The sequence below is a fragment of the Chitinilyticum piscinae genome, from assembly GCF_015223195.1.
GTDB lineage: Bacteria > Pseudomonadota > Gammaproteobacteria > Burkholderiales > Chitinibacteraceae > Chitinilyticum > Chitinilyticum piscinae.
In genome coordinates, this window is the sequence record NZ_JADFUA010000001.1 from 410,045 (window position 1) to 431,249 (window position 21,205).

Sequence of the window (21,205 nt, forward strand, 5' to 3'; positions counted from 1 at the left end):
CAATCAACCTCCGGGTATGAAATTAACAGTAACTCGGTTGGACTCCCCATCCCTGTCCTCGACCCAGAATATCACTGCAGTATCAGTAAAAATAACAGTGCTACTACCAGAAATAAGACCGCTACTACTATCAAAGCTCAGACCCGATGGCAATGTGCCACTTAAGAAATACCCAATTACTGGGTCGCCCTCTGTGAATGTCACATAATCAGACAGTGATAGGCTATATGTTCCCCAGATAAACTGGTCAGGGATTGACCCCAATATGGGAGCGGAGCCAATCCGCAAGATGAACGCGTCTGCAGAAGAAACCCCATCCTTATCTGAAGCAGTCAGACTGAGCGAAAAACTTCCAGTGACACTGGGCGCACCACTAATTACGCCACTATTGCTATCAAAACTCAACCCGCTCGGTAATGAGCCAACCAAACTATAACTAGTGATCGAATCTCCATTTGTAGCAGTTACGTAGGGTTTCAGGTCGATGTTCAGGGCTGTTCTAAGTAGCCCGCTCTGATCCGGCACATTGCCCACCACCGGCGGTACAGGTGCCGCGGCGATGGTCAGCACAAAACTGTCGCTATTGGACACCCCATCCTTGTCGCGTGCACTCAGGGTCAAGCTGGCCGTCGCCGCGGCACTGGGTGCGCCACTCAAAACCCCGGTACTGCTGTTAAAACTCAACCCCGCCGGGAGAGTGTGCCACCCAGGGTATAGCCCGTAACCGGATCACCGTTGGTTGCCGTCACAAAGCTCGCCAGATTCAGCGTGAAGGCCGTTCCCGCCACTCCGCTCTGATCCGGCACATTACCCACCACCGGTGGTACAGGTGCCGCGGCGATGGTCAGCACAAAACTGTCGCTATTGGACACCCCATCCTTGTCGCGTGCACTCAGGGTCAAGCTGGCCGTCGCTGCGCCACTGGGTGTGCCACTCAAAACCCCGGTACTGCTGTTAAAACTCACCCCCGCCGGGAGAGTGCCACCCAGGGTATAGCCCGTAACCGGATCACCGTTGGTTGCCGTCACAAAGCTCGCCAGATTCAGCGTGAAGGCCGTTCCCGCCACTCCGCTCTGATCCGGCACATTACCCACCACCGGTGGTACAAGTGCCGCGGCGATGGTCAGCACAAAACTGTCGCTATTGGACACCCCATCCTTGTCGCGTGCACTCAGGGTCAAGCTGGCCGTCGCCGCGGCACTGGGTGTGCCACTCAAAACCCCGGTACTGCTATTAAAACTCAACCCCGCCGGGAGAGTGCCACCCAGGGTATAGCCCGTAACCGGATCACCGTTGGTTGCCGTCACAAAGCTCGCCAGATTCAGCGTGAAGGCCGTTCCCACCACCCCTCGCTGGTCAGGTACAGGCGCAAGTACAGGAGCTGTTGCTACAAGGGTTTTAGCACTACCAAGGGGCGACTCAACTAACGAATACTGTCCAGTTGATCGATTCAGAACTTCCGCCTTTGTTTGAATCTGGTAAACCACTCCTGGTTGCAGGTTGTTGAAATTGGGATTGGAGGATACAAGCATAGCGCGCTTATGTGAGGATATAGCAGTCCTCAATCTAGCTATCGGCGCTGGACCAGTCATCTCATAAACAAAATACTGAACGTTTCTGAGACCATCACTATCACTAATACCATTTACGATGGTAAAACTCGTAGAGGTGACGTTGATTGCTCGGGGTGCATTCACTACGGGATTATGATCAACCGGGTTCTGGGAATATGAAATTTCACTAATTCTAAAAATTCCTGAACTAGCCACGATACGTATCGAGCAAAATTCAAACATCGCTCTAATTTCCGTACTCGATAAAGATCCGAACCCATTCATTATTTTCAGAATTCTATCGCTATGAAAGCGTATTACCTCTCGACCGCCACTCGAGGAGGCCTCAATTACATCCATTGGAAAACTCAGTGACGCACCACTCACTGTCGAGAAATCACGCAATGCGCCACAAGACTGACCAGGCGGCGGAGCAACCACTAAATCTCCGGTAACCACATCAATTTCAGCACCGGGCCCAAGTCCTGACTTTATAATTTCTAACTCAACAGTTCTCTCAGCGCTTCCATCCGGAACACCGCCTAGAACTACGGGATAAATGTAAGAAGGAGGCCTGCGCACTTCAGACATCAATTCGCCAATAGAGAAATGACTGCCTTCTTCTGAGAAGAACTCTGGTATACCACTATTACCAAACAGATACTGAACCCCAACACCACAAGCAAATGTACTATCTCGCGAGCGCTGAAAGTACTGGGTCATGCATTGAGCAAAACCATTGAAACTCGACGCTAGCGGAAACAGCAGCCTACTACGAAACAAAATCGTATCCTTATCCCCCCCCAGAGTACTCAATAGACGCCCCCCCCTGAACGGCAACCAGTCAAGCTGAACATCTCCAGAAAAGCTGCTGGTTCTTTTTCGTCCAGTCGAATAATCTGTGCTGGTCTGCACACCACCCAAAGCAAGCCCACCTTTGAGGGTCGGACTAATCACACTATCGAGGCGCAAGCCCGCACTAACCTGCTTCACACCTGCAACCCGGCGAGGCTGGCGATATTTGATATAGCTCTCTGCGGTATCCTGAACGATAAGGACATCGCCTAGATCTTTAGTTGCTGATTGAATGACTCCAGAATATGCCCCCACGTTCATGCCAAAGAATTTACCTGCGATATCAAAACCATAGGCATGCTCGCGTAGCCATGGAGAAGCGAGGCTTCCTCCAAAATCGAGTTCCTGTCTGGTCTGCAATCCACGCCCGGTAAAAACCATCACCATTTGGTCGTCCAGCAGGCCGATTCCCGCCCGGACAAGTAATTCTCGATAATTCGGCCCCAGCTGAAAACGGCCATAAAGTGGTACAAGGCCTCCTGCCATGAGAGAACCTTCACCTGTTGTAATGACCCCAAATGGATCAGAGTAATTGGCTGAAAAATCTACTTGTGGTGCCCCGGGATCAGGGGCTCGGTCACCGCCCAGTAGATCAGTCAAAGGAGAAGGATCCCCTTCAGCGGCAAGAGGCGGGGCGGCAGTCTCAGACCCGGACAAATCCAGCGCAGGAAAGTTAAGTTCTTCGGGGCTACGATCAAAAGGCGCGGAAGACAGGCGCTCACACGAGTACACCAGTAGGACACAGGATAGCAAGCCGCCCACATGCCACTTCATAGCGTTTCCTCGACTGAGTCTTGAGTTCTTTGTATAGGCTATTTCGCTCGGCGCATCGAGCGACATGTGCTGAACTTGGCTGAAGGCGTACTCCGACTTTTGCGATAACATCTGCATCCGGACAATCCAGACATTCCGCCATGAGCGAGCATTCTCCCTACCAGCCGCCCACCGCCAGTCTCGCGGGAGAATCCACCGACCTCCCCTCCGGGCGGAGCCGGCTGTTGCTGGTGAGCAGCTGGATCTTGGTGGTAGTCGCGCTGTTGCTGGCCTCTGTGCTGCAATTGGTCATACCGGCCTTCCGCGAGTTGTATGCTGGATTTGGTGTTGATCTGCCGGCAATCACCGAGCTGTTTTTACGCTTCAGCCTCGTTTATTTTCTTGTTCCACTGTTGCTCCTTGTTCTGGCGATACAAATCACCCTGCAACGTGAGCACGATCCGGCGTTCCGGCAACGTATGGGCTGGATCAGTGCCGGTGACTTGCTGCTGGTGCTGGCCATGCTGGCAGGAAGTGCCATGGCACTCTATTTGCCAATTTACGTGATGGACGATCGCATCTACATCGAAGCGAAACCGGAGCAATGACTACGTATACGCTCATAGACAATTATTTATAAGGAGCTCAGAGCAATACATGAAAGAGTATCTACTTGACGAGCGCATGCTCAAGCAACGCGCCGTAGGCCACGGGCTGTGCATGGTCAGCGACGAAATCACCATCGAGGGTTATCCGGTCGGCTTCATGTATCGCGAGCCGCCAATCAAGGACGGCGACTCGGGCTGGCGCTTCTTTTCCGGCTGCGAGGACGAGAAATTCCTCAACAACCCGAAAAACCACAGCGAGCTCGACGTGAACGTGGTCGCCAACTACGACCCGAGCATCATTGCCCTGCTGGATGCACCCGTCGGCAGCGTATTCGAAAAGCATCCGGACAAGGATGACTTTGTGCCGGTGACCGACTGGTCACCGCTCGCCAATTAAGCCGGGGCCTGCGATGTCAGCCTGCCAGTCACTGGAACAACAGACCGATGCCCTGATGGCCGAGCTGGCTACCGTGCTGCAGGCGGTGTACCGCCATCTGGACCAGCGCGGCTATCAGTTCGATTCGCCGGAATACACCGAATGGGTGCCGGAGAGCCGCTGCGAAGCCATGCTGGCCGGCCTGGCCGCCGAGTTTGGCCCGCTGCCATATGTGCTGCAGAGTTTCTACCGGCACATCGGCAGCGTCTGCTTCTGCGGCGAAGCGCCGTGGCTGGATGAATTCGATCTGCCCGACCCGCTACAGTGGTTTCCGCTATCCTACCTGCACGACGACTGCCTGGCCGAGTATCACGATGACCCGGAGTACCGGGAATTCCACGAACAGCGGCTGGCCGCCTACATTGCGGCTGATCTTTACCACAAGGAAGACATCAGTGGTGGCGCGCCATATACCCTCTACCTGCCGCAACAAGGCGCCAATCCGGTCATCGAGCTGACCCCGTATGGCGAGCAGATCAGCATGCTCGACTATCTGGCCCTGGCACTGGAGTATTACCTCTTTCCCGGCTGCGAAAGCCCGGACGACGCGGCAATCTATCTGCAGGACGCGGCGCTCAGGGCGCAATGCCGGCAACTGGGCCAGCACTGTCGGGCACTGGCCATGCGCTACGCGGAGCAGGCAAATCAGCCACAGCCAGGCTGAAATCTGCGCCAGCTGCGCCCGCAGAGAGGCCTTTCCGGTATGCTTACAGGCAATCCTTACCAGACCGTTCCAGCCTCATGAAACGCCTCCTCGCCCTCACCGCCCTGCTGCTGCTGGCTGCCTGCAGCAAGATCACCGCCGAAAACTACCAGAAGGTCAAAAGCGGCATGAGCCGCGCCGAGGTCGTTGCCATTCTGGGAGAGCCGACGCAAAGCGACGCCGGCAGCCTGCTGGGCATTGAAGCCGAATCAGCCAGCTGGCAGAACGGCAAACTGGCAATCAGCGGCCAGTTCGTCAACGGCAAGCTGCTCACCCACACCATGCAGCAGCAATAAGCCGGCCACGCAGTACGTACGCACACACGCCGGCGCTTGTACGCCGACGCGCACGCCGTTAACCTTCGGGTTTTCCCCAGTCATTTCGAGGAGAGCCGGCATGGCGCGCATTTTTATCGACGGTGAACACGGCACAACCGGCCTGCAGATTGCAGAGCGTCTGGCCGGCCGCAGCGACATCGAACTGCTGAGCCTGCCGCTGGAGCGGCGCCGCTCGGTCGAACACCGCCGCGAGCTGCTCAACGCCGCCGACGTCGTCATCCTCTGCCTGCCCGACGATGCCGCCATCGAATCGGTAAGCATGATCGAGAACGCCAATACCGCGGTCATCGATGCCTCCACCGCTCACCGCATCAATCCGGACTGGGTGTACGGCTTTGCCGAACTGGCGCCGGGCCAGCGCGACAAGATCCGCGCCAGCAAGCGCATCGCCAACGTCGGCTGCTACGCCACCGCCAGCATCGCGCTGCTGCGCCCCATCATCGAATCCGGCTTGCTGCCGGCCGATGCGGCCATCAATCTGATCGGCGTTTCGGGCTATTCGGGCGGCGGCAAGGCGTTGATCGAAGTGCAGGAAAGCGGCCAGGGCGACCCGTTCGCCTTCTACGCACTGGGCCTGTCACACAAGCACCTGCCGGAAATCCAGATGTGGTCCGGCCTGCAGACCAAGCCGGTGTTCCTGCCCAGCGTCGGCCACTTCCCCACCGGCATGCTGGTGGCACTGCCGCTGCACGCCAGCCAGCTGAACGGCAGCGCGCAGCAGATCGCCGATTGCTACGCCAGCTGGTATGCCAATGAACGTTTCGTGCACGCCAAACCGCTCAACACGCAGGACGTGCTGGTGCGCGGCGGCTTCCTGCCGGCGCAGACGCTGTCGAACACCAATGTGCTGGAAGTGCTGCCCTACGCCAGCGCTTCGGGTGAAGAACTGGTGCTGATCGCGCGGCTGGATAATCTGGGCAAGGGCGCTTCCGGCAGCGCGATCCAGAACCTGAACATCCTGCTGGGGTGCGACGAGGCGGCGAGCCTGGAATAAGCGACATCACAAAACGGCGGCCAGAATGGTCGCCGTTTTGTCTTCAATATCAACCAAGCATTCCATTGCAACTGCGGTACGGACAAAGACGTCATGCAACTCAAATACGCCCTGGGCGCAATCACGATTGCCTTATTTCTGGCCTCGATGGTTCTGGTAATCAAGAATGGTGTCGATGCGCTGAGCCAGCTGCTGCAGGCAGGAGGCTTCCTTGGGCTTGGCTGGCTTAATTATCTCAGGCATGGCAAATCCTGGATGCTGTGGTTCTTTGGATCGGTAGCCCTATTCATGGTCATGACGGTGTTTTTATCAGGACAGTGAGATGTTGGCGCATGCGCCACGCGGTATAGCTAACCGAAGCAGCACGGTAGGATGGGTAGAGCATAGCCATACCCATCATCTCGCCTCCGCCCATCCCGTGATGGGTATCGCTCTTTAGGCTCCAGCCATCCTACGGTTCATTCCCTCTGGACAGCCCCACTGCACCCGCTTACGCTTGGCCATCACGGCTTAACCAGGCGAATCCACATGCTGCGCATTTCCTCCCGTTTCGATTCCGGCGCCATCGACGTCGTTGACTGCTCCGATCCCGCGAACATCCGCCTGAACTTGCGGCCGGATAATGCCAGCGACTTTGCGCAGTGGTTCCATTTCCGCCTCACCGGTGCACGCGGACTCGATTGTGTGCTGAATATCGAAAACGCCGGCCAGAGCGCCTATCCGGATGGCTGGGACGGCTATTACGCAGTGGCCAGCTATGACCGCGCTGAGTGGTTCCGGGTCGATTCCGAATTCGACGGCCAGACCTTCCGCATCCTGCATACGCCGGAATCGGATGCCGTGTGGTATGCGTATTTCGAGCCCTACAGCTGGGAGCGCCATCAGGAGCTGATCGGCGGCGCGCTCTCAGTCTCGCCGTGGGTCGAGCTGGTGCCGCTGGGCGTGACACCCGACGGGCACGACCTGGATCTGCTGCAGATCGGCCGCCCGGCGCCGGGCAAGAAAAACGTCTGGATCATCGCGCGCCAGCATCCGGGCGAAACGATGGCCGAATGGTTTGTCGAGGGCTTGCTGGAAAACCTGCTCGACGAGCAGAACGCGATCAGCCGCAGCCTGCTGGAGTCCTGCGTGTTCCATGTGGTGCCGAACATGAACCCGGACGGCAGCGTGCGCGGCAATCTGCGCACCAATGCGCTGGGCGCGAACCTGAATCGCGAGTGGGGTGCTCCGACGCTGGAGCGCAGCCCGGAAGTGCTGTGGGTGCGCGAGCGCATGCTGGCAACCGGCGTGGACGTGTTTCTGGACATCCACGGTGACGAGGCGATTCCTCACAACTTCGTCGCCGGCTGCGAGAGCAACGAATCATTCTCGAAGAAGCAGCACGAGCTGCAGGAGGCCTTCAAGGCAGCCTGGCTCATGTTCTCGCCTGATTTCCAGACCGAGCATGGCTACGAAGTCGGCAAGTTCGGCCCGGAAACGCTGACACTGGCGACCAACTGGGTCGGCCACACCTTCGGCTGCCTCGCCTACACCATCGAAATGCCGTTCAAGGACACCGCCAGCAAGCCGCTGCTGGCCGTGGGCTGGAACGGTGAACGCAGCCGTCAGTTCGGCGCCTCGGTGCTGGGGGCGCTGAATGCAGTGCTGCCCAGACTGAGCGCATAACGTCATCAATCCGCAGGCGTGAATGACGAGCTCCGCAGCACGTCATTCACGCGAGTCGATTGCAGGGAGGATGTCACGGCGACGCCTCGGGTTTGGACGGCTGGTTTTCCTGCCGTGCGCTCACGGCGCTTGGTTCATGCGCGGGAAACCACGCATCATTTTGCCTTCATCTTTCTGGCACAATACTGACTTGCCTTCCAAGAGATCATCCATGCGTCTTTCTGTCTTGTGGCGGAGCCTGCCGCTACTGCTGCTGCTGGCGGGTTGCGCCACTGCCGCCGACATCAAATTCCAGAATGATACCCAGCCACCTATTGGCGACTTTTCCCATCCATTACTCAACAGGGAAACATATACCCTTGATAATGGTTTGCGTGTCGTGCTGCATCCCGACCATCGGGCGGCACGGGTGGAAACGCAGGTCTGGTATCGCGTCGGTGCGCTGGACGAACCGCTGGGACAGACCGGGATTGCCCATGCGCTGGAACACATGATGTTCCGCGGCACCCGTGGCAAGCCGGGCGATGCCTTCTCCAAGCGCGTGCATGAGCTGGGCGGCAGTGAAAATGCCTTTACCACGGCTGACAACACCTACTATTTCATTCGTTTGCCCGCGCCTTCGCTGGCCGAAGCGCTGCAGCTCGAAGCCGACCGCATGGCCAATCTCGAACTGCAGGACGCCGATTTCCGCACTGAAATCGAAGTCATCAAGGAAGAGCGCCGCCTGCGCTATGACAACAACCCGGCCATGCTGCTCAATGAGCAGCTTGATCGCAGTGTGTACGGCAACTCACGTCCCGGTATCGCGGTCATCGGCAGCATGAGCGATCTGGAAAGCCTCACGCCGCAGCAACTGCGCGATTGGTATCAACGCTGGTACACCCCGGCCAATGCCACTCTGGTCATCGGGGGTGATTTCGATCCCAAGACCGTAAAAGCACTGGTGCAGCAGTATTTCGGCAAGCTGGGGAAAAAAGCCCCACCGCAACGCCCGGAAGTGGCACTTCCGCAAGCGCGTACCACCAGCGAGCCACAACGCGTACAGCTGAAAACCCCGTCCTACGCCAGCTATGTGACGCTGCGCTGGGCGCTGCCGCGCGACGTGCCGCCACGCGATATCGCCGCATTGCGCATCCTGGCCAGCATTCTGGCCAGCGAATACCAGACAACCTCGCTGGCTGAAGCCAGCAATGGTCTCGATTGCGACTTCAGCTGGCTGGGACGCGAGGCGCCGTCCTTCACCCTTTCCGCCACCAAGGCCCCCGATCGCAGCCTGGCCACGCTGGAAGGTGCACTGCGCAAGCAGGCCTGGCTGCTGCGCGGCTCGGGTCTGTACAAGGAAAACATGGAGCGTGCGCAACGACGGATGCTCACCGGGCAGATTTTCGAATACGACTCGCTGAGCAATACCGTTACCCATCTGGGGCTGCTGGGCAGCTTTGGCGTGACGCCCGAGCAATGGCTGGCCGATCTGCAGCTCACGCAGGAAGTCGGCCTGCCCGATCTGGAACGCGTCGCCACCCGCTACCTGACTGATGAAGCCCTGACGATCGCGGTTCTGGATGCCCTGCCACCGGAAAAGAACCAGCCCCTGCAAGTGGAGATGAGCCATGGCCGCTAAACCGATACTCCCCTTCGCCCTGCGCGGTCTGCTGACCATGGCGCTACTGGGCAGCAGCCTGGCCGCCCAGGCCTTTCCCAAGGTTGAACACTGGGTCACCGAGCTGGGCACGCGGGTGTATTACGTACCGCGCCACGATCTGCCCATGATCGATGTGCTGGTCGCTGTGGATGCCGGCGAAAGCCGCAGCCCGGCTGGCAAGGAAGGCATGGCGACCCTGGTGGCGGCATCGATACTGGACAAGGAACTGCAGGACAACGAGCGCACACCACCCTACCAGCAGATCGCCAACTCGGGTAACCAGATCAGCATGGGTGCCGGACGTGACCGCGCGACCTTTTCGCTGCGCGTGGCCAGCCGCACCGGCAATGCACTGGCGGTGATCGATATCCTGAGCGAACAGCTGGGCGAGGCGAATTTCCCCAACTGGATGCTGCGCTACCGGCGTGACTGGCTGATCCCGCAGCTGCCGCAAAGTGCCGCGAAAGCCAATGCGACCGCGCGGCTTGGCCAGGAACTGTTCGGCAACCATCCCTATAGCCGCTCGGACCGCCGCGACGCCGATTCAGCCGATCGACCGGGCAGCTTCTCGATGCGCTCCTTCCACCGCGAATACTACCGCCCCGGCAATATTTCGCTGACGCTGGTGGGCGACCTCAGCCGCGAGGAGGCCGAGAAAATTGCCAATCAGCTCACTCGCCGGCTGCCTCGCGGCGAACCGGCGGCCGCACTGCCGGAATTCCAGCCGGCCGAGCGCACAAACAGCACCATCACCGTCGAACGTGCCGGCAGCCAGAGCCAGATTCTGCTGGGCATTCCGCTGGCCTTGCGCAGTACCGATCCCGACTATGCGGCACTGGTGCTGGGCAATTACATTCTGGGCGGCGGGGGGCAGCGCTCGCGCCTGATGCGGGAATTGCGGCTGAAAGATGGGCTGACCTATGGCGTGTACAGCAGCCTGAGCATGCTGCGCCAGGGGGGCTCGATCACCATTTCGGCCAAGACCCGCAATGACCAGCGCGAGCAGTTCGTGCAGCGCCTGAATCAGGTTCTGGACGATTTCGCCCGGAACGGCCCGACTGCCGAAGAGTTTGCCGAATCCCGCAAACACCTGCTGCTGGATATGGCGCAGTGGGGCGATACCAACGCCGAATTGCTCGAGCTGGTCGGCGAGCTGGCCTACAAGGATCTGCCGCTGGATTTCTACGACCGCCTCAAGCAGCAGATTGCCGCACTGGATGCCTCGCAGGTTCAGGCGGCCTGGAATCGGCAGGTGCGGCCCGCGACCCAGCTTACGGTCATTCAGGGGCCGAAGGACTAACACGGCATGAGCGCCTCACGCTGGCTGGTCTCGCCGCGCTTTGATCTGGCCTGGTTCATTGCGCCGCTATTCCTGCCAGCGCTGCTGGTACTGGTCTTCCCGGAACTGGTGGCGCACGCGGCCAGCCAGCCCGACTGGGTCTGGCTGCTGCTGATCGTCGGGGTCGACGTCGGGCACGTGTGGTCCACCGTTTTCCGTACCTACCTCGATCGCGAAGAGTTTGCCGCCCGGCGCTCGCTTTACCTCTGGGCGCCGCTGCTGGGGCTGGCGGGGGGCTGCCTGCTCTACAGCCTGGGTGCCATGGTGTTCTGGCGCACGCTCGCCTATCTGGCGATTTTCCATTTCGTACGCCAGCAGTACGGATTTTTCATGCTCTACCGCCGCGGCGAGCAGGTCAGCCCGGGCGTGCTGCGCCAGGAAAAGGCACTGATCTACCTGAGCACGCTGTGGCCGCTGCTGTACTGGCATGCACAGGGCCGCAGCTTCAACTGGTTCGTAGCCGGCGACGTATATCGCTGGAACCTCGATATTCCCTTGCTTCTCACCGGTATCCTCTATGGGGTATTGGCAGCACTGCAGCTGTGGCGCCTTGTCCGCCAGTGGCATGCCGGCAGCGGCATCAACTGGCCCAAGCAATTGTGGCTGACCGGCACGGCGCTGAGCTGGGGTGTCGGCATCGTGCTGTTCGACAACGATCTGGCCTTTACCGCGACCAATGTACTCTCGCACGGCATTCCCTATCTGGCCCTGGTGTGGCTGTACGGCAACCGGCAGGAAGCCATCACTCCGCCGGTACACCGTTACCGCTGGCCGGCGCTGCGCCTGCTGTTCCGCCCGGCCGGCGCACTGCTGCTGATCGCCCTGGTGTATGCGCTGGGCTGGGGCGAGGAGGCGCTGTGGGATAGGCTGGTCTGGCGCGAGCACCCCGAGATCTTTGCCGCTCTGGATCTGTGGCTGCGCCCGGCAGCGGAGGACATGCTGGTCTGGCTGGTGCCGCTGCTGGCCCTGCCACAGCTCACCCACTACCTGCTTGACGCGGTGATCTGGCGCCTGCATGCCCCGGGAACCGTCTGGGCGCGGGTATTGCTGCCGTCAGGCGGACGGGCACCGGCGGCACGCGAGTAAGGCATCCGGCGTGGTCTAGCGTGGCAGTACACATTCCGTGGGAGGACTGCCATGTCTCGTCTGCTTGCCCTGCTACCGCTCCTGCTCAGTACCACCCTGCTGGCCGGCCCCGGCCCTGATTGTCCGCCTGCTCCGGTCAGCGCCGGGCTGTACGAATACGGCATGCTGTATCACGATGGTCGCGGCATCGACAAGGACGTGATCGAAGAACTGGTGCGCCGCAGCGGCTGCAAGCTGGAGCTGAAAGTCTTGCCGCGCGCCCAGATCTGGCAGGAGCTGGCCGCCGGCGAACTGATGCTCACCGGCTCAGCGCTGCGTACACCGGAGCGCGAGCGCTTCGCGCTGTTCAGCAGCCCGTACACCCTGAGCAAAAACTACGCGATTCTGCCGCGCCAGATCGCCAGCCAGCTGCGCAATTCCGCCCAGTTTCTTGCCAACCCGCAATGGCGCTGGGGTGTGGTGCAATCCTACAAGCACGGTGAGCATTACGATGATTTTCTCGCCACGCTGCGCGCCCGGGGAAGGGTTGTCGATGTCGCCGACAGTGAAGCACTGTTCCAGTTGCTGGGTAGCGGCAAGGTGCAGGGTGTACTGGCACAACCGGTCACCTACGGCTTCTACCTCAACCGCCTGCCAGCCCCGACCGATTTCGTTGCCCGCGACTGGGATCCGCAGGATCGTGGCCTCAATGGGCATCTCGTATTCTCGAAAAAGCACTTCAGCGAAGCCGACCTGCGCGGCTGGGACTACCTGCTGCGGGAAATGCGCCACGACGGGACACTGGAGCGCATCTACCGCCGCTATCTGCCGCAGGCCGAAGCGCGACGCATGGTGCCGCGCGACGACTGATTGCCGCTCGCCAGCAAGGCCGCCGATGAAACTGCTACACTGCCGGCTTCCTGCAATCCGGCACCCCCCATGGCCCTCAAAGCAACCGTCCACAAAGCCGAGCTGACCATCTCCGACATGGATCGCGGCTATTACGCCACCCACCATCTGACCCTCGCCCGCCATCCGTCCGAAACCGACGAGCGCATGATGCTACGCCTGCTGGCCTTTGCCCGCCATGCCAGCGAAACACTGGAATTCGGTCGCGGCATCAGCGATGAAGACGAACCGGCGCTGTGGCAGAAAACGCTGACCGACGATATCGAGCTGTGGATCGACCTCGGCCAGCCCGAGGAAAAGCGCGTGCGCCACGCTTGCCAGCGTGCCGGCGAGGTCTGGATCTACACCTATGGCAACCGGGTGGCCGAGACCTGGTGGAAAAAGATCGAGGGCCAGGTCTGCCGCTTCGACAACCTGCATGTCGCCGAAATCACGCTCGAGACCCTGGCCGAACTGGGGCAGCTGGCCGAGCGCACCATGCGACTGAATGTCACCATCCAGGATGGCGAGCTCTGGCTGGCGAGCGACACGCAATCCGTGCAGTGTCGCCTGCAGATGCTCAAATAAGGGTATCGGCTTAAAGCCTATTATTTTAAATATTCCTGGGAATATACCCAGGCATGTAACTCGAGAAAGCCCGGGCATGCCGGCCAGCTGCCGTGTTTGCTTTTCGTCAGCGGCCTCCCGATACTGAGACATTATCGCTCCCGGATGCTGCAATGGCGCTCACCCGTCTGCTAAGCATGCTGCTGCCCCTGTTCGCGGCCACCGGCACGGCAGCCGCAGCCTGCAGTGTCGATGCCGCTTATCCTGCGGTGCAGGTGCAAGGGCTGCTGACCCCGCAGCCGCAGCGCCAGCTGGTCAGTCTGCACCAGCGCCTGGGCGAACTCAGCGGCTGCACCATCCGCATTGTCGACTACCCGCTAGCCCGCCTGTGGCATACCTATGAACTGGGTGATCTGCCACTGGTCATCGGCGCCATCCGCGCGCCGGACCGGGATGCCCACGGGCAGTTCTACCCGATGCTGCAGGTGCAGGTCGTGCTGATCGGTCGTGCCAGCTCTCCCGCCATGACCTCTGCCGGACTGCTGGCGTCCCCCACCGCCCGCCTGGGTGTGCAGCGCGGCTCGCGCAGCACGCCAGCTGGCGAAAAGCTGCGGGCGGCCATGGAGAGCAAGGGACAGCTTGATTATTCGGTCGACAGCGTCCAGCTTCTGCGCAAATTGCAGCTCGACCGTACCCAGGCTGTGCTGTCCTACAGCATCCTGTTTGCCATGTTCACAGCCGACCGGCTGACCGATGGCCTGAAAGCACAACCGGCACCGGAGCTGGGCACCGCAGAGGCCGGCATCTATCTCAACGCCAGCAAACTCGATGCCCGCGATGCCGAAGCCTTGCGTCGCGGAATGCAGCAACTGCAGCAGGAGCACTATCTGGCCCGCGTGCTGCAGGGCAAACTCGACCGGGCGCTCATCGTTCCCCTGCCTGCTACCCAGCCAGCACACAAGCCGCGCAAATAGCCCTAAAAGCCCAAGGCCTATCCCTATGAAATATCAGGGATTTTTGAATTCTTACCGCAAATCTGCGACAATGCGCGATTAGCCCCGCTCATCGTGCTCATGAATTCCGCCGTTTCCGCCACACCCACCCCGATTTTCCAGCTGCCTGCCGGCGTCACACCACGCCAGCCCGCGCCCTTCCTGCCGATGACACGCCAGGAGATGGATCAGCTCGGCTGGGACGAATGCGACATCATTCTGGTGACGGGTGACTGCTACATCGACCACCCGAGCTTTGGCATGGCGCTGGTAGGGCGGCTACTGGAAGCGCAGGGCCTGCGCGTGGGCATCCTTGCGCAGCCGGACTGGCACAGCGCCGACGCCTTCAAGGCGCTCGGCAAGCCGCGCCTGTTTTTCGGGGTGACGTCGGGCAATATGGACTCGATGATCAACCAGTACACGGCGGATAAAAAGCCGCGCTCGGATGATGCCTACACCCCCGGCGCGGCCGCCGGCAAACGGCCCGACCGCGCGGTGAACATCTACTCGCAGCGCTGCCGCGAGGCGTATCCCGGTGTGCAGATCATGATCGGCGGTATCGAGGCCAGCCTGCGCCGTATCGCCCAGTACGATTACTGGAGCGACACGGTGCGCCAGTCGGCACTGATCTATGCCAAGGCCGACCTGCTGCTGTTCGGCAATGCCGAGCGCGCGCTGGTCGAGGTGGCGCAGCGCGCCGCCGCCGGCGAGAAACTCAAAGACATGCGCGACATCCGCGGCACGGCCTTTCTGGTGCCATACGGCTGGAAGCCGGATGCGCACTGGCTGGAGCTGGATTCGTCCACCGTCGATACCCCGGGACGCATTGATCCACACCTGAATCCCTACGAAATGCAGCCGGAGATACCCCAGGGTAATGCTGAATCCAGCACCGGCGTGCAAACGATCAAGTTCCTGCCGCTGGCCGATCGCGTCGCCGCGCGCAAAGCAGCCCGCAAGACCACCGTGATCCGCATCCCGGCCTTCGAGGCTGTCGCACACGATCCGGTGCTCTACGCGCACGCCAGCCGCACGCTGCATCTGGAAGCCAACCCCGGCAATGCGCGCGCGATGGTGCAGCAGCACGGCGAACGCGACGTGTGGCTGAACCCGCCGCCGATCCCGCTGACCACGCCGGAAATGGATTACGTGTTCGGTCTCTTTTACGCCCGCAACCCGCACCCATCCTACGCTGACGCCCACATCCCGGCCTGGGAGATGATCAAGTTCTCGGTCAACATCATGCGCGGCTGCTTCGGCGGCTGTACCTTCTGCTCGATTACCGAGCACGAAGGCCGCATCATCCAGAGCCGCTCGCACGAGAGCATCCTCAGCGAAATCGAGGAAATCCGCGACAAGACCCGCGGCTTCAAGGGCCACATCACCGATCTGGGCGGCCCGACCGCCAACATGTACCGGCTGGCGTGCAAGGACCCGAAAATCGAGTCATCCTGTCGCCGCTTGTCCTGCGTGTATCCGGGCATCTGCGAAAACCTCAACACCGATCACTCCAGCCTGGTGCAGCTCTACCGCAAGGCCCGCGCGGTGCCGGGGGTGAAGAAAATCACCATCGGCTCGGGCGTGCGCTACGACCTCGCTTCTGAGTCCCCCGAATACGTCGAAGAGCTCGCCAAGCATCACGTCAGCGGCTACCTGAAAATCGCCCCCGAGCACACCGAAGACGGCCCGCTGTCGAAAATGATGAAGCCGGGCATCGGCACCTTCGAAAAATTCCGCAAACTCTTCGACTACTACTCGGAAAAGGCGGGGAAAAAGCAGTATCTGATCCCCTACTTCATCGCTGCGCATCCGGGCACGACCGACGAGGACATGCTGAACCTGGCGCTGTGGCTGAAGAAAAACCACTTCCGCCCCGACCAGGTGCAGGCCTTCACGCCGACGCCGATGGCGATGGCCACCACCATGTGGCACACCGGGCGCAACCCGCTGAAAAAACTGAGCCGTTCCAGCGAGAAGGTCGCGATCGTCAAGGCCGCGAAGCAGCGCACGCTGCACAAGGCCTTTCTGCGCTACCACGACCCGGCCAACTGGCCCATCCTGCGCGAGGCGCTGATTGCGATGGGCCGGCGCGACCTGATCGGCCACAGCCCGAATCACCTGATTCCGCCGGAAACGGCCGCCGAGCGCAGCATGAAGGCGCCGCGCGGCAATGCCCGCGGTGGTGGCGGGCCGGGTACGCCGGATCGTGCACGACCAGCCGCCGCTGGAAAACCGCGCAGTGGCGGCAAGCCGGCCACGCGGGAAACCGGGGCACGGCGTGCGCCAGCAGCTGGGAAGGCCACAACGGGCACCCGCAAGAAATAGCATGGTATTAGTCTGAATTCAATGCCATATAAAGCATTCGGGCACATACCCTAAACTGTATCTTGAGATCACCCCTCTCGCGCCTGAGACCAGCCTAACAACTGGCACAGCTCGCCCAGCACCTGCTGTTCGCTCGCCGAGAGCTGGGCGCAGCGCAAGGCGGTACGCATGCCCAGCTCGCGCAGGCGCCAGTTCAGCTCGTCCAGAATGCCGCGGATTTCCTGCGCCAGCGCCACTGGTGCCGCGTCACCGAGCAGCAGGGCATCACAGACCTCCAGATCCAGCCCGGTACTGGAAAAAGCCCGCTGGATGATCTGGAACTGCCGCGACGTCTCCGCAACCAGCTGGCGCATTTCGCGCGTTCCGGCCACATCTTCGCAGTGATGCAGCAACAGCACGATTTCACCGATCCGGTGCAGCAGGCGGTGGGTATCCTCCGCCAGTTGTGCCGGTAATGCCTGAGCCTCGTCAGGCTGCGCAGCGATGCTGATTTCCTGCAGGATCAAGGCCACCAGCGCCGGCTCGTATTCCCCGGCGATGATGCGCAGCGCCAGCCCGATGCGCGGCAGGCTGGCTCCCTGCTGCAAGGCAAGGCTGACCAGCATGTGGCTGATCGAGGCAACCTTGCCGGCAAACGAAATCGCATCACCCTGCAGGCCGCGCGGAAAGCCACAGCCATTGCAGCGCTCGTGGTGCTCCTCGATCGCGCGGGCAACACGCTCGGGCAATTCGCCCAACTCGCGCACCACACGGCCGCCCAGCACCGGATGCACCAGCACATGCCGCCATTCTTCCGGCGACAGCGGCCGGCGCGGGTTCAGCAGTTGCGGGTCGATATACAGCTCGCCGACATCCTGCAGCAGCGTGGCAAGGCCCGTTAGCCGGATGTCCTCGACACTGCAGCCCTTGCGCAGGCACAGCTCGATGGCAATCCCGGCCTTCAGCGCCGCATGCGCGAGCGGATGCGGCCCTTCATGCTGCAGCAGGGCCAACTGCAGCGTCGCGGCGGGGCCCTGCCGGATCTGCGCGGATAGTTCATCCAGTAACGCGATCGCCCCCGGACCGAGCAAGCCGCGCAAGCCGGGAACCTGATCCAGCAAACTGCAGGCCAGCTGGCCCAGCGGCGGCGGTTCGGCATCGACCGCCATGCAACGCTCCAGCGGCTTGCGCAATTTGTGCTGCAGCAGCCGCTCCTGCAGTTTTTCATCGATACGGCTGCCCTTGCTGACCAGCTTCACCCCCGTGGCACTGTAGACGTCCTCGCTGGCCGCCACCGGGACGGTGTCGCCCAGCGCCACCAGTTTGGCCAGCAGATGCGGGTTGGGGCTGTGTTCCTGCACAGCGGGAGCAATGAGTTCTGCCAAGACGGCGCTCCATTCAGTCGCGGCAGTCCCCGCGCCAGCCCCCCGCCTCGTAGCAGAACGGCGATGCCAAGGCGGTCAGTGCCGGGGGTGAGCCACAAGATACAGTCACGGGTATTGCTGCGTAAATCCTATTGAAAAAAGAACTCAGCGACATACCCTATCAGGATGACGCGGCCTGCTGCAGATCGCGCACGATGCGGCTGAGCTTGTCCTGCAAATCGGCCTCATCGCCATAAGTCGCCGCCACCCGCTCCCAGGCCTCGCGGACGATGTTGAGCAGGTTTTGCTCCTGGCGATCCGACAGCCCGAAGGCCGACAGTGACTCTTCCAGACGCAGCATGGTCTCGTTGAAAATCATCGTGCGGTTCGCCTTGCCTTCACGCTGCTGGTTATCGATTTCCAGCAAGGCACCTGTGAGTGACTGGATGGTGTTCACAATGGCAACCTTGCGCTGTACCGACAGCAGCGAGGCCTTCACCTTCAGCGCCTCCAGCCGGGTTTCGGCCGCCTCGGTGAGAATCGCCAGATGATCCCGCAGCCGCCCGCAGCGATCTTCGTCGTCCAGCGGCATATTGCTGACCATCAGCTTGATATTGGGGAAATTCAGCGCCAGCCGCCGGCTGAACTGCTGGATGCGCCCCATGCTGGCCACATGTTGCAGCACCGAACGTTCGACATCGGTCGCCGGCCCCTTGCGGTTCAGCGTAACCGTTTCATCGTTGCCTGCCAGCGCGACCGCGCCTTCCAGTTCGAATTGCCCCAGAGCCAGCATGATCTGCTCGCCCAGATCGCGGGTGGTTTCGCACAGGTTGAACTGCTTGATCGACTCCATGACCAGCCCGGTTTCGCTCATGCTGCTCATGGCGGTAAAAGCCGTGCTGGTCGCGTAGCTAATCTGCTCCTGCAGCGCCTTGCGTTCGCGCTGGGTTTCCAGCATGTGCGCGACCTTGGCGCGCAGCGCCTTGGGATCGATGGGCTTGGTGATGTAGCCATCGCCACCGACATCGTAGGCCTTCAGCAATTCATCCTTGTTTTCGGCGGCCGACATCAGCATCACCGGGATCTCGTTCAGCTCGAAATCGGCATGCAGTGCTTCGCACAGCTCGAAGCCGCCCATTTTGGGCATCTGGATATCGACGATCATGCCATCCGGGCGCAATTCGCGTGCCCGCGCCAGGCCGGCTTCGCCATCGGTGGCCACTTCGACCCGGTAGCTCTCAGCCAGCAGTCGGGACACCACCTGGCGGATGATGGCGTCGTCATCAACGATCAGGATCAGTGCTTGCTCATTGGTACTCATATCGTGCATGCCCCTGCAGTAAACTATGCGGCCCTTGCTGGCCGCTCATCCAGTCTATGCAAGAAAGCCGACGCTTGCCGGATGAAACCGTGCCGAATACCCGGAGCCACCATGACCATCAGCCTGCATCTCGAATTCGATCCCCCCGTGACCCGCCCGGTGCCGCGCGCGGATAGCCTGCTGCTGGAGGCCCTGCCCATGCTGGAAGACATCGCCGCCGAATGGGGGGTACGCCCGCTCAGCCAATTCATGGATCAGGGAGGCCGGCCGGCCGGGCAGCCGCGCAGCGACTGGCACCGCCTCGAACACGGCATTGCCACACTGCAGACGCTCGCGCATCACCCGGCCTGCGAAGGGACCGGACTGGACAGCGAGCTAGTGCTCTGGCTGAAGCAGCTGGAATTCGCCGCCGGCCAGCAGGTCAGCGGCTTTCGCATCAGTGCCGATCTGGCAGCAGACACGGCCGACTAGCCGGTGTCAGCGCTCGCGCCCTTAATCCAGCGCGGCCGCCAGTTGCTCGTTGGCAGCCTCCAGCCGCTCGACCAGCAGGCGCAGGAAGGACTGCTCGAAACGCGATTGCAGCTGCAGGCTCGCGCTCTCGATCGAGGCCCGGCGGAATTTCAAGACCAGCACCGAACCGGCGGAAGTGATGGTGGCTCGACGCAAGGGTTTGTCCGGTGTCAGATAGGCCATCTCGCCCATGCATTCACCGGCGCGCAGGGTTGCCAGCTCGATCCCGCCACGACTGACCGTGGCCTTGCCCTGCAACAGGATGGAAAAGGAATTGCCCGGCCGGTCTTCCTGCATCAGCGTACGTCCCGGCGGCAGGAGATGCCAGCTGGCAATGCGCAGCACCTGCCAGAGTTCTGCATCGCTGAATATGCGGAAAAAACGGCACTGACGCAGCAGCAGGAATTTCTCGCGATCAGAGAGCTCATCCCGACGGGTACGCACGGCCTGGTCAATCGCCGAGAGGTGTTCGGCAAACGACAACCAGGAGGGAAAACGGGCTTCAGGGTCTTTCTGCAGCGCGATGTCCAGCAGGAATTCCAGCGCCGGCGGCAATTCGGGGCGACGGGAGCGCAGCGGTGCCTGCTGGGCATGGCTGATCTGGTAGAGCGTGCTCATGACCGTGTCGCCCTGGAACGGCTTGCAGCCGGTCAGCAACTCGTACAGCACCACGCCCAGCCCGAACATGTCCGAACGGGCGTCGACATCCTGCCCGGCAATCAGCTCCGGGGACATGTAATCAGGGGTGCCGACCATGCCAGTCAGCTCGGTCTGGCTGCCATCCAGCAGGCAGGAAGCTCCGAAATCCGTGATCTTGACGTCGCCACTTTTGGCCAGCAGCAGATTGGCGGGCTTCAGGTCGCGATGCACCAAGCCCTGCTGGTTGGCATGGTGCATGGCCATGCAGCACTGGAAGCCGATCTGCAGCACCGTATCGATAGGTAGCAGGGTATCCGGCTGGGTGTATTCGGATAAAGGGGCGCCATCAACATACTCCATGACCACGTAGGCCTGCTGACCGTCCTGCACCGCATCCAGCGTAGCAACAATGCAGGGATGGTTCAGCTCGCGCACCAACCGAGCTTCATTGAGGAACATGCGGCGGATGCGCCCGGCGGCGCCGGGGGTCGCAGTGGTTTCGGCCCGGAACAGCTTGATGGCCACCTCGCGGTTGAGGAAGGCATCCCAGGCGCGATAGACATCGGCGGTCGCACCACCTCCGAGCCGGGTCTGAATCTGGTATTTGCCGATCTGCATGCCTGCCGCCCGTTTGTCATGAAACTGCAGCAGATCATAACAAAGCCAGCC

General features: G+C 61.0%; 20 protein-coding genes. 15 read left to right on the forward strand and 5 right to left on the reverse strand.

The annotated features are described in order from the left end of the window. Positions 1 to 3 precede the first annotated feature (3 nt). Together INR99_RS01840 and INR99_RS01845 are read right to left on the reverse strand one after the other, a co-directional pair. On the reverse strand, positions 4 to 684 hold the full coding sequence (locus INR99_RS01840; protein WP_194114578.1) for an Ig domain-containing protein: 681 nt from the start codon (positions 682 to 684) through the stop codon (positions 4 to 6). Then, positions 681 to 3,299, reverse strand: a complete 2,619-nt coding sequence (locus INR99_RS01845; RefSeq protein ID WP_194114579.1) for an Ig domain-containing protein — start codon at positions 3,297 to 3,299, stop codon at positions 681 to 683. The genes INR99_RS01840 and INR99_RS01845 overlap by 4 nt, the downstream gene beginning before the upstream one ends. A 107-nt stretch (positions 3,300 to 3,406) precedes the next feature. Between INR99_RS01845 and INR99_RS01850 the strand changes: the two genes are divergently transcribed. The 14 genes from INR99_RS01850 to INR99_RS01915 all read left to right on the forward strand — a co-directional run bounded on the left by INR99_RS01850 (position 3,407) and on the right by INR99_RS01915 (position 16,723). Continuing rightward, positions 3,407 to 3,769: a hypothetical protein gene (locus tag INR99_RS01850; protein ID WP_194114580.1), complete on the forward strand. Its 363-nt coding sequence runs from the start codon at positions 3,407 to 3,409 to the stop codon at positions 3,767 to 3,769. Positions 3,770 to 3,818: 49 nt separating this feature from the next. Beyond that, positions 3,819 to 4,166 (forward strand): DUF2185 domain-containing protein, encoded by a 348-nt coding sequence (locus INR99_RS01855; RefSeq protein WP_194114581.1) that lies wholly within the window; start codon positions 3,819 to 3,821, stop codon positions 4,164 to 4,166. 13 nt (positions 4,167 to 4,179) lie between these two features. Then, positions 4,180 to 4,869 (forward strand): hypothetical protein, encoded by a 690-nt coding sequence (locus INR99_RS01860; protein WP_194114582.1) that lies wholly within the window; start codon positions 4,180 to 4,182, stop codon positions 4,867 to 4,869. Between the two features lie 77 nt (positions 4,870 to 4,946). Beyond that, positions 4,947 to 5,204: an outer membrane protein assembly factor BamE domain-containing protein gene (bamE, locus tag INR99_RS01865; protein ID WP_194114583.1), complete on the forward strand. Its 258-nt coding sequence runs from the start codon at positions 4,947 to 4,949 to the stop codon at positions 5,202 to 5,204. 100 nt (positions 5,205 to 5,304) lie between these two features. Next, a complete protein-coding gene (gene argC, locus INR99_RS01870) occupies positions 5,305 to 6,240 on the forward strand; it encodes an N-acetyl-gamma-glutamyl-phosphate reductase (protein ID WP_194114584.1) in 936 nt (311 codons plus the stop codon). Positions 6,241 to 6,333: 93 nt separating this feature from the next. Continuing rightward, a complete protein-coding gene (locus INR99_RS01875; RefSeq protein ID WP_028452673.1) occupies positions 6,334 to 6,561 on the forward strand; it encodes a hypothetical protein in 228 nt (75 codons plus the stop codon). Between the two features lie 207 nt (positions 6,562 to 6,768). Next, positions 6,769 to 7,905, forward strand: a complete 1,137-nt coding sequence (locus tag INR99_RS01880; protein ID WP_194114585.1) for a M14 family metallopeptidase — start codon at positions 6,769 to 6,771, stop codon at positions 7,903 to 7,905. A 211-nt stretch (positions 7,906 to 8,116) separates the two neighbouring features. Continuing rightward, positions 8,117 to 9,526 carry a M16 family metallopeptidase gene (locus tag INR99_RS01885; protein WP_194114586.1) on the forward strand — a complete coding sequence of 470 codons (1,410 nt, stop codon included), beginning with the start codon at positions 8,117 to 8,119 and terminating at the stop codon, positions 9,524 to 9,526. Beyond that, a complete protein-coding gene (locus tag INR99_RS01890; RefSeq protein WP_194114587.1) occupies positions 9,516 to 10,847 on the forward strand; it encodes a M16 family metallopeptidase in 1,332 nt (443 codons plus the stop codon). The genes INR99_RS01885 and INR99_RS01890 overlap by 11 nt, the downstream gene beginning before the upstream one ends. A gap of 6 nt (positions 10,848 to 10,853) precedes the next feature. Next, positions 10,854 to 11,972, forward strand: a complete 1,119-nt coding sequence (locus tag INR99_RS01895) for a hypothetical protein (protein ID WP_194114588.1) — start codon at positions 10,854 to 10,856, stop codon at positions 11,970 to 11,972. Between the two features lie 51 nt (positions 11,973 to 12,023). Further along, entirely contained in the window at positions 12,024 to 12,821 is a 798-nt protein-coding gene (locus tag INR99_RS01900) for a substrate-binding periplasmic protein (RefSeq protein ID WP_194114589.1), read from the forward strand. A gap of 69 nt (positions 12,822 to 12,890) precedes the next feature. Next, positions 12,891 to 13,427 carry a YaeQ family protein gene (locus tag INR99_RS01905; protein WP_194114590.1) on the forward strand — a complete coding sequence of 179 codons (537 nt, stop codon included), beginning with the start codon at positions 12,891 to 12,893 and terminating at the stop codon, positions 13,425 to 13,427. Positions 13,428 to 13,579: 152 nt separating this feature from the next. Beyond that, the gene (locus INR99_RS01910; RefSeq protein WP_194114591.1) at positions 13,580 to 14,380 is read left to right on the forward strand and encodes a hypothetical protein; all 801 of its coding nucleotides are present in this window, start codon (positions 13,580 to 13,582) and stop codon (positions 14,378 to 14,380) included. Positions 14,381 to 14,479: 99 nt separating this feature from the next. Next, complete coding sequence (locus INR99_RS01915) at positions 14,480 to 16,723, forward strand: YgiQ family radical SAM protein (protein ID WP_194114592.1); 2,244 nt, start codon at positions 14,480 to 14,482, stop codon at positions 16,721 to 16,723. 68 nt (positions 16,724 to 16,791) lie between these two features. Here the strand turns inward: INR99_RS01915 and INR99_RS01920 are convergent, their stop codons facing one another. Together INR99_RS01920 and INR99_RS01925 are read right to left on the reverse strand one after the other, a co-directional pair. Beyond that, the gene (locus INR99_RS01920; RefSeq protein ID WP_194114593.1) at positions 16,792 to 18,087 is read right to left on the reverse strand and encodes an HD-GYP domain-containing protein; all 1,296 of its coding nucleotides are present in this window, start codon (positions 18,085 to 18,087) and stop codon (positions 16,792 to 16,794) included. A 160-nt stretch (positions 18,088 to 18,247) separates the two neighbouring features. Next, positions 18,248 to 19,387 (reverse strand): response regulator, encoded by a 1,140-nt coding sequence (locus INR99_RS01925; RefSeq protein ID WP_194114594.1) that lies wholly within the window; start codon positions 19,385 to 19,387, stop codon positions 18,248 to 18,250. Between the two features lie 111 nt (positions 19,388 to 19,498). On the opposite strand from INR99_RS01925, the gene INR99_RS01930 reads away from it, so the two are divergent. Further along, the gene (locus tag INR99_RS01930) at positions 19,499 to 19,858 is read left to right on the forward strand and encodes a hypothetical protein (protein WP_194114595.1); all 360 of its coding nucleotides are present in this window, start codon (positions 19,499 to 19,501) and stop codon (positions 19,856 to 19,858) included. Between the two features lie 21 nt (positions 19,859 to 19,879). Here INR99_RS01930 and INR99_RS01935 read toward each other — a convergent pair whose 3' ends face one another. Next, positions 19,880 to 21,154, reverse strand: coding sequence for a protein kinase domain-containing protein (locus tag INR99_RS01935; protein WP_194114596.1), 1,275 nt, complete (start codon positions 21,152 to 21,154; stop codon positions 19,880 to 19,882). Between the last annotated feature and the right edge of the window lie 51 nt (positions 21,155 to 21,205).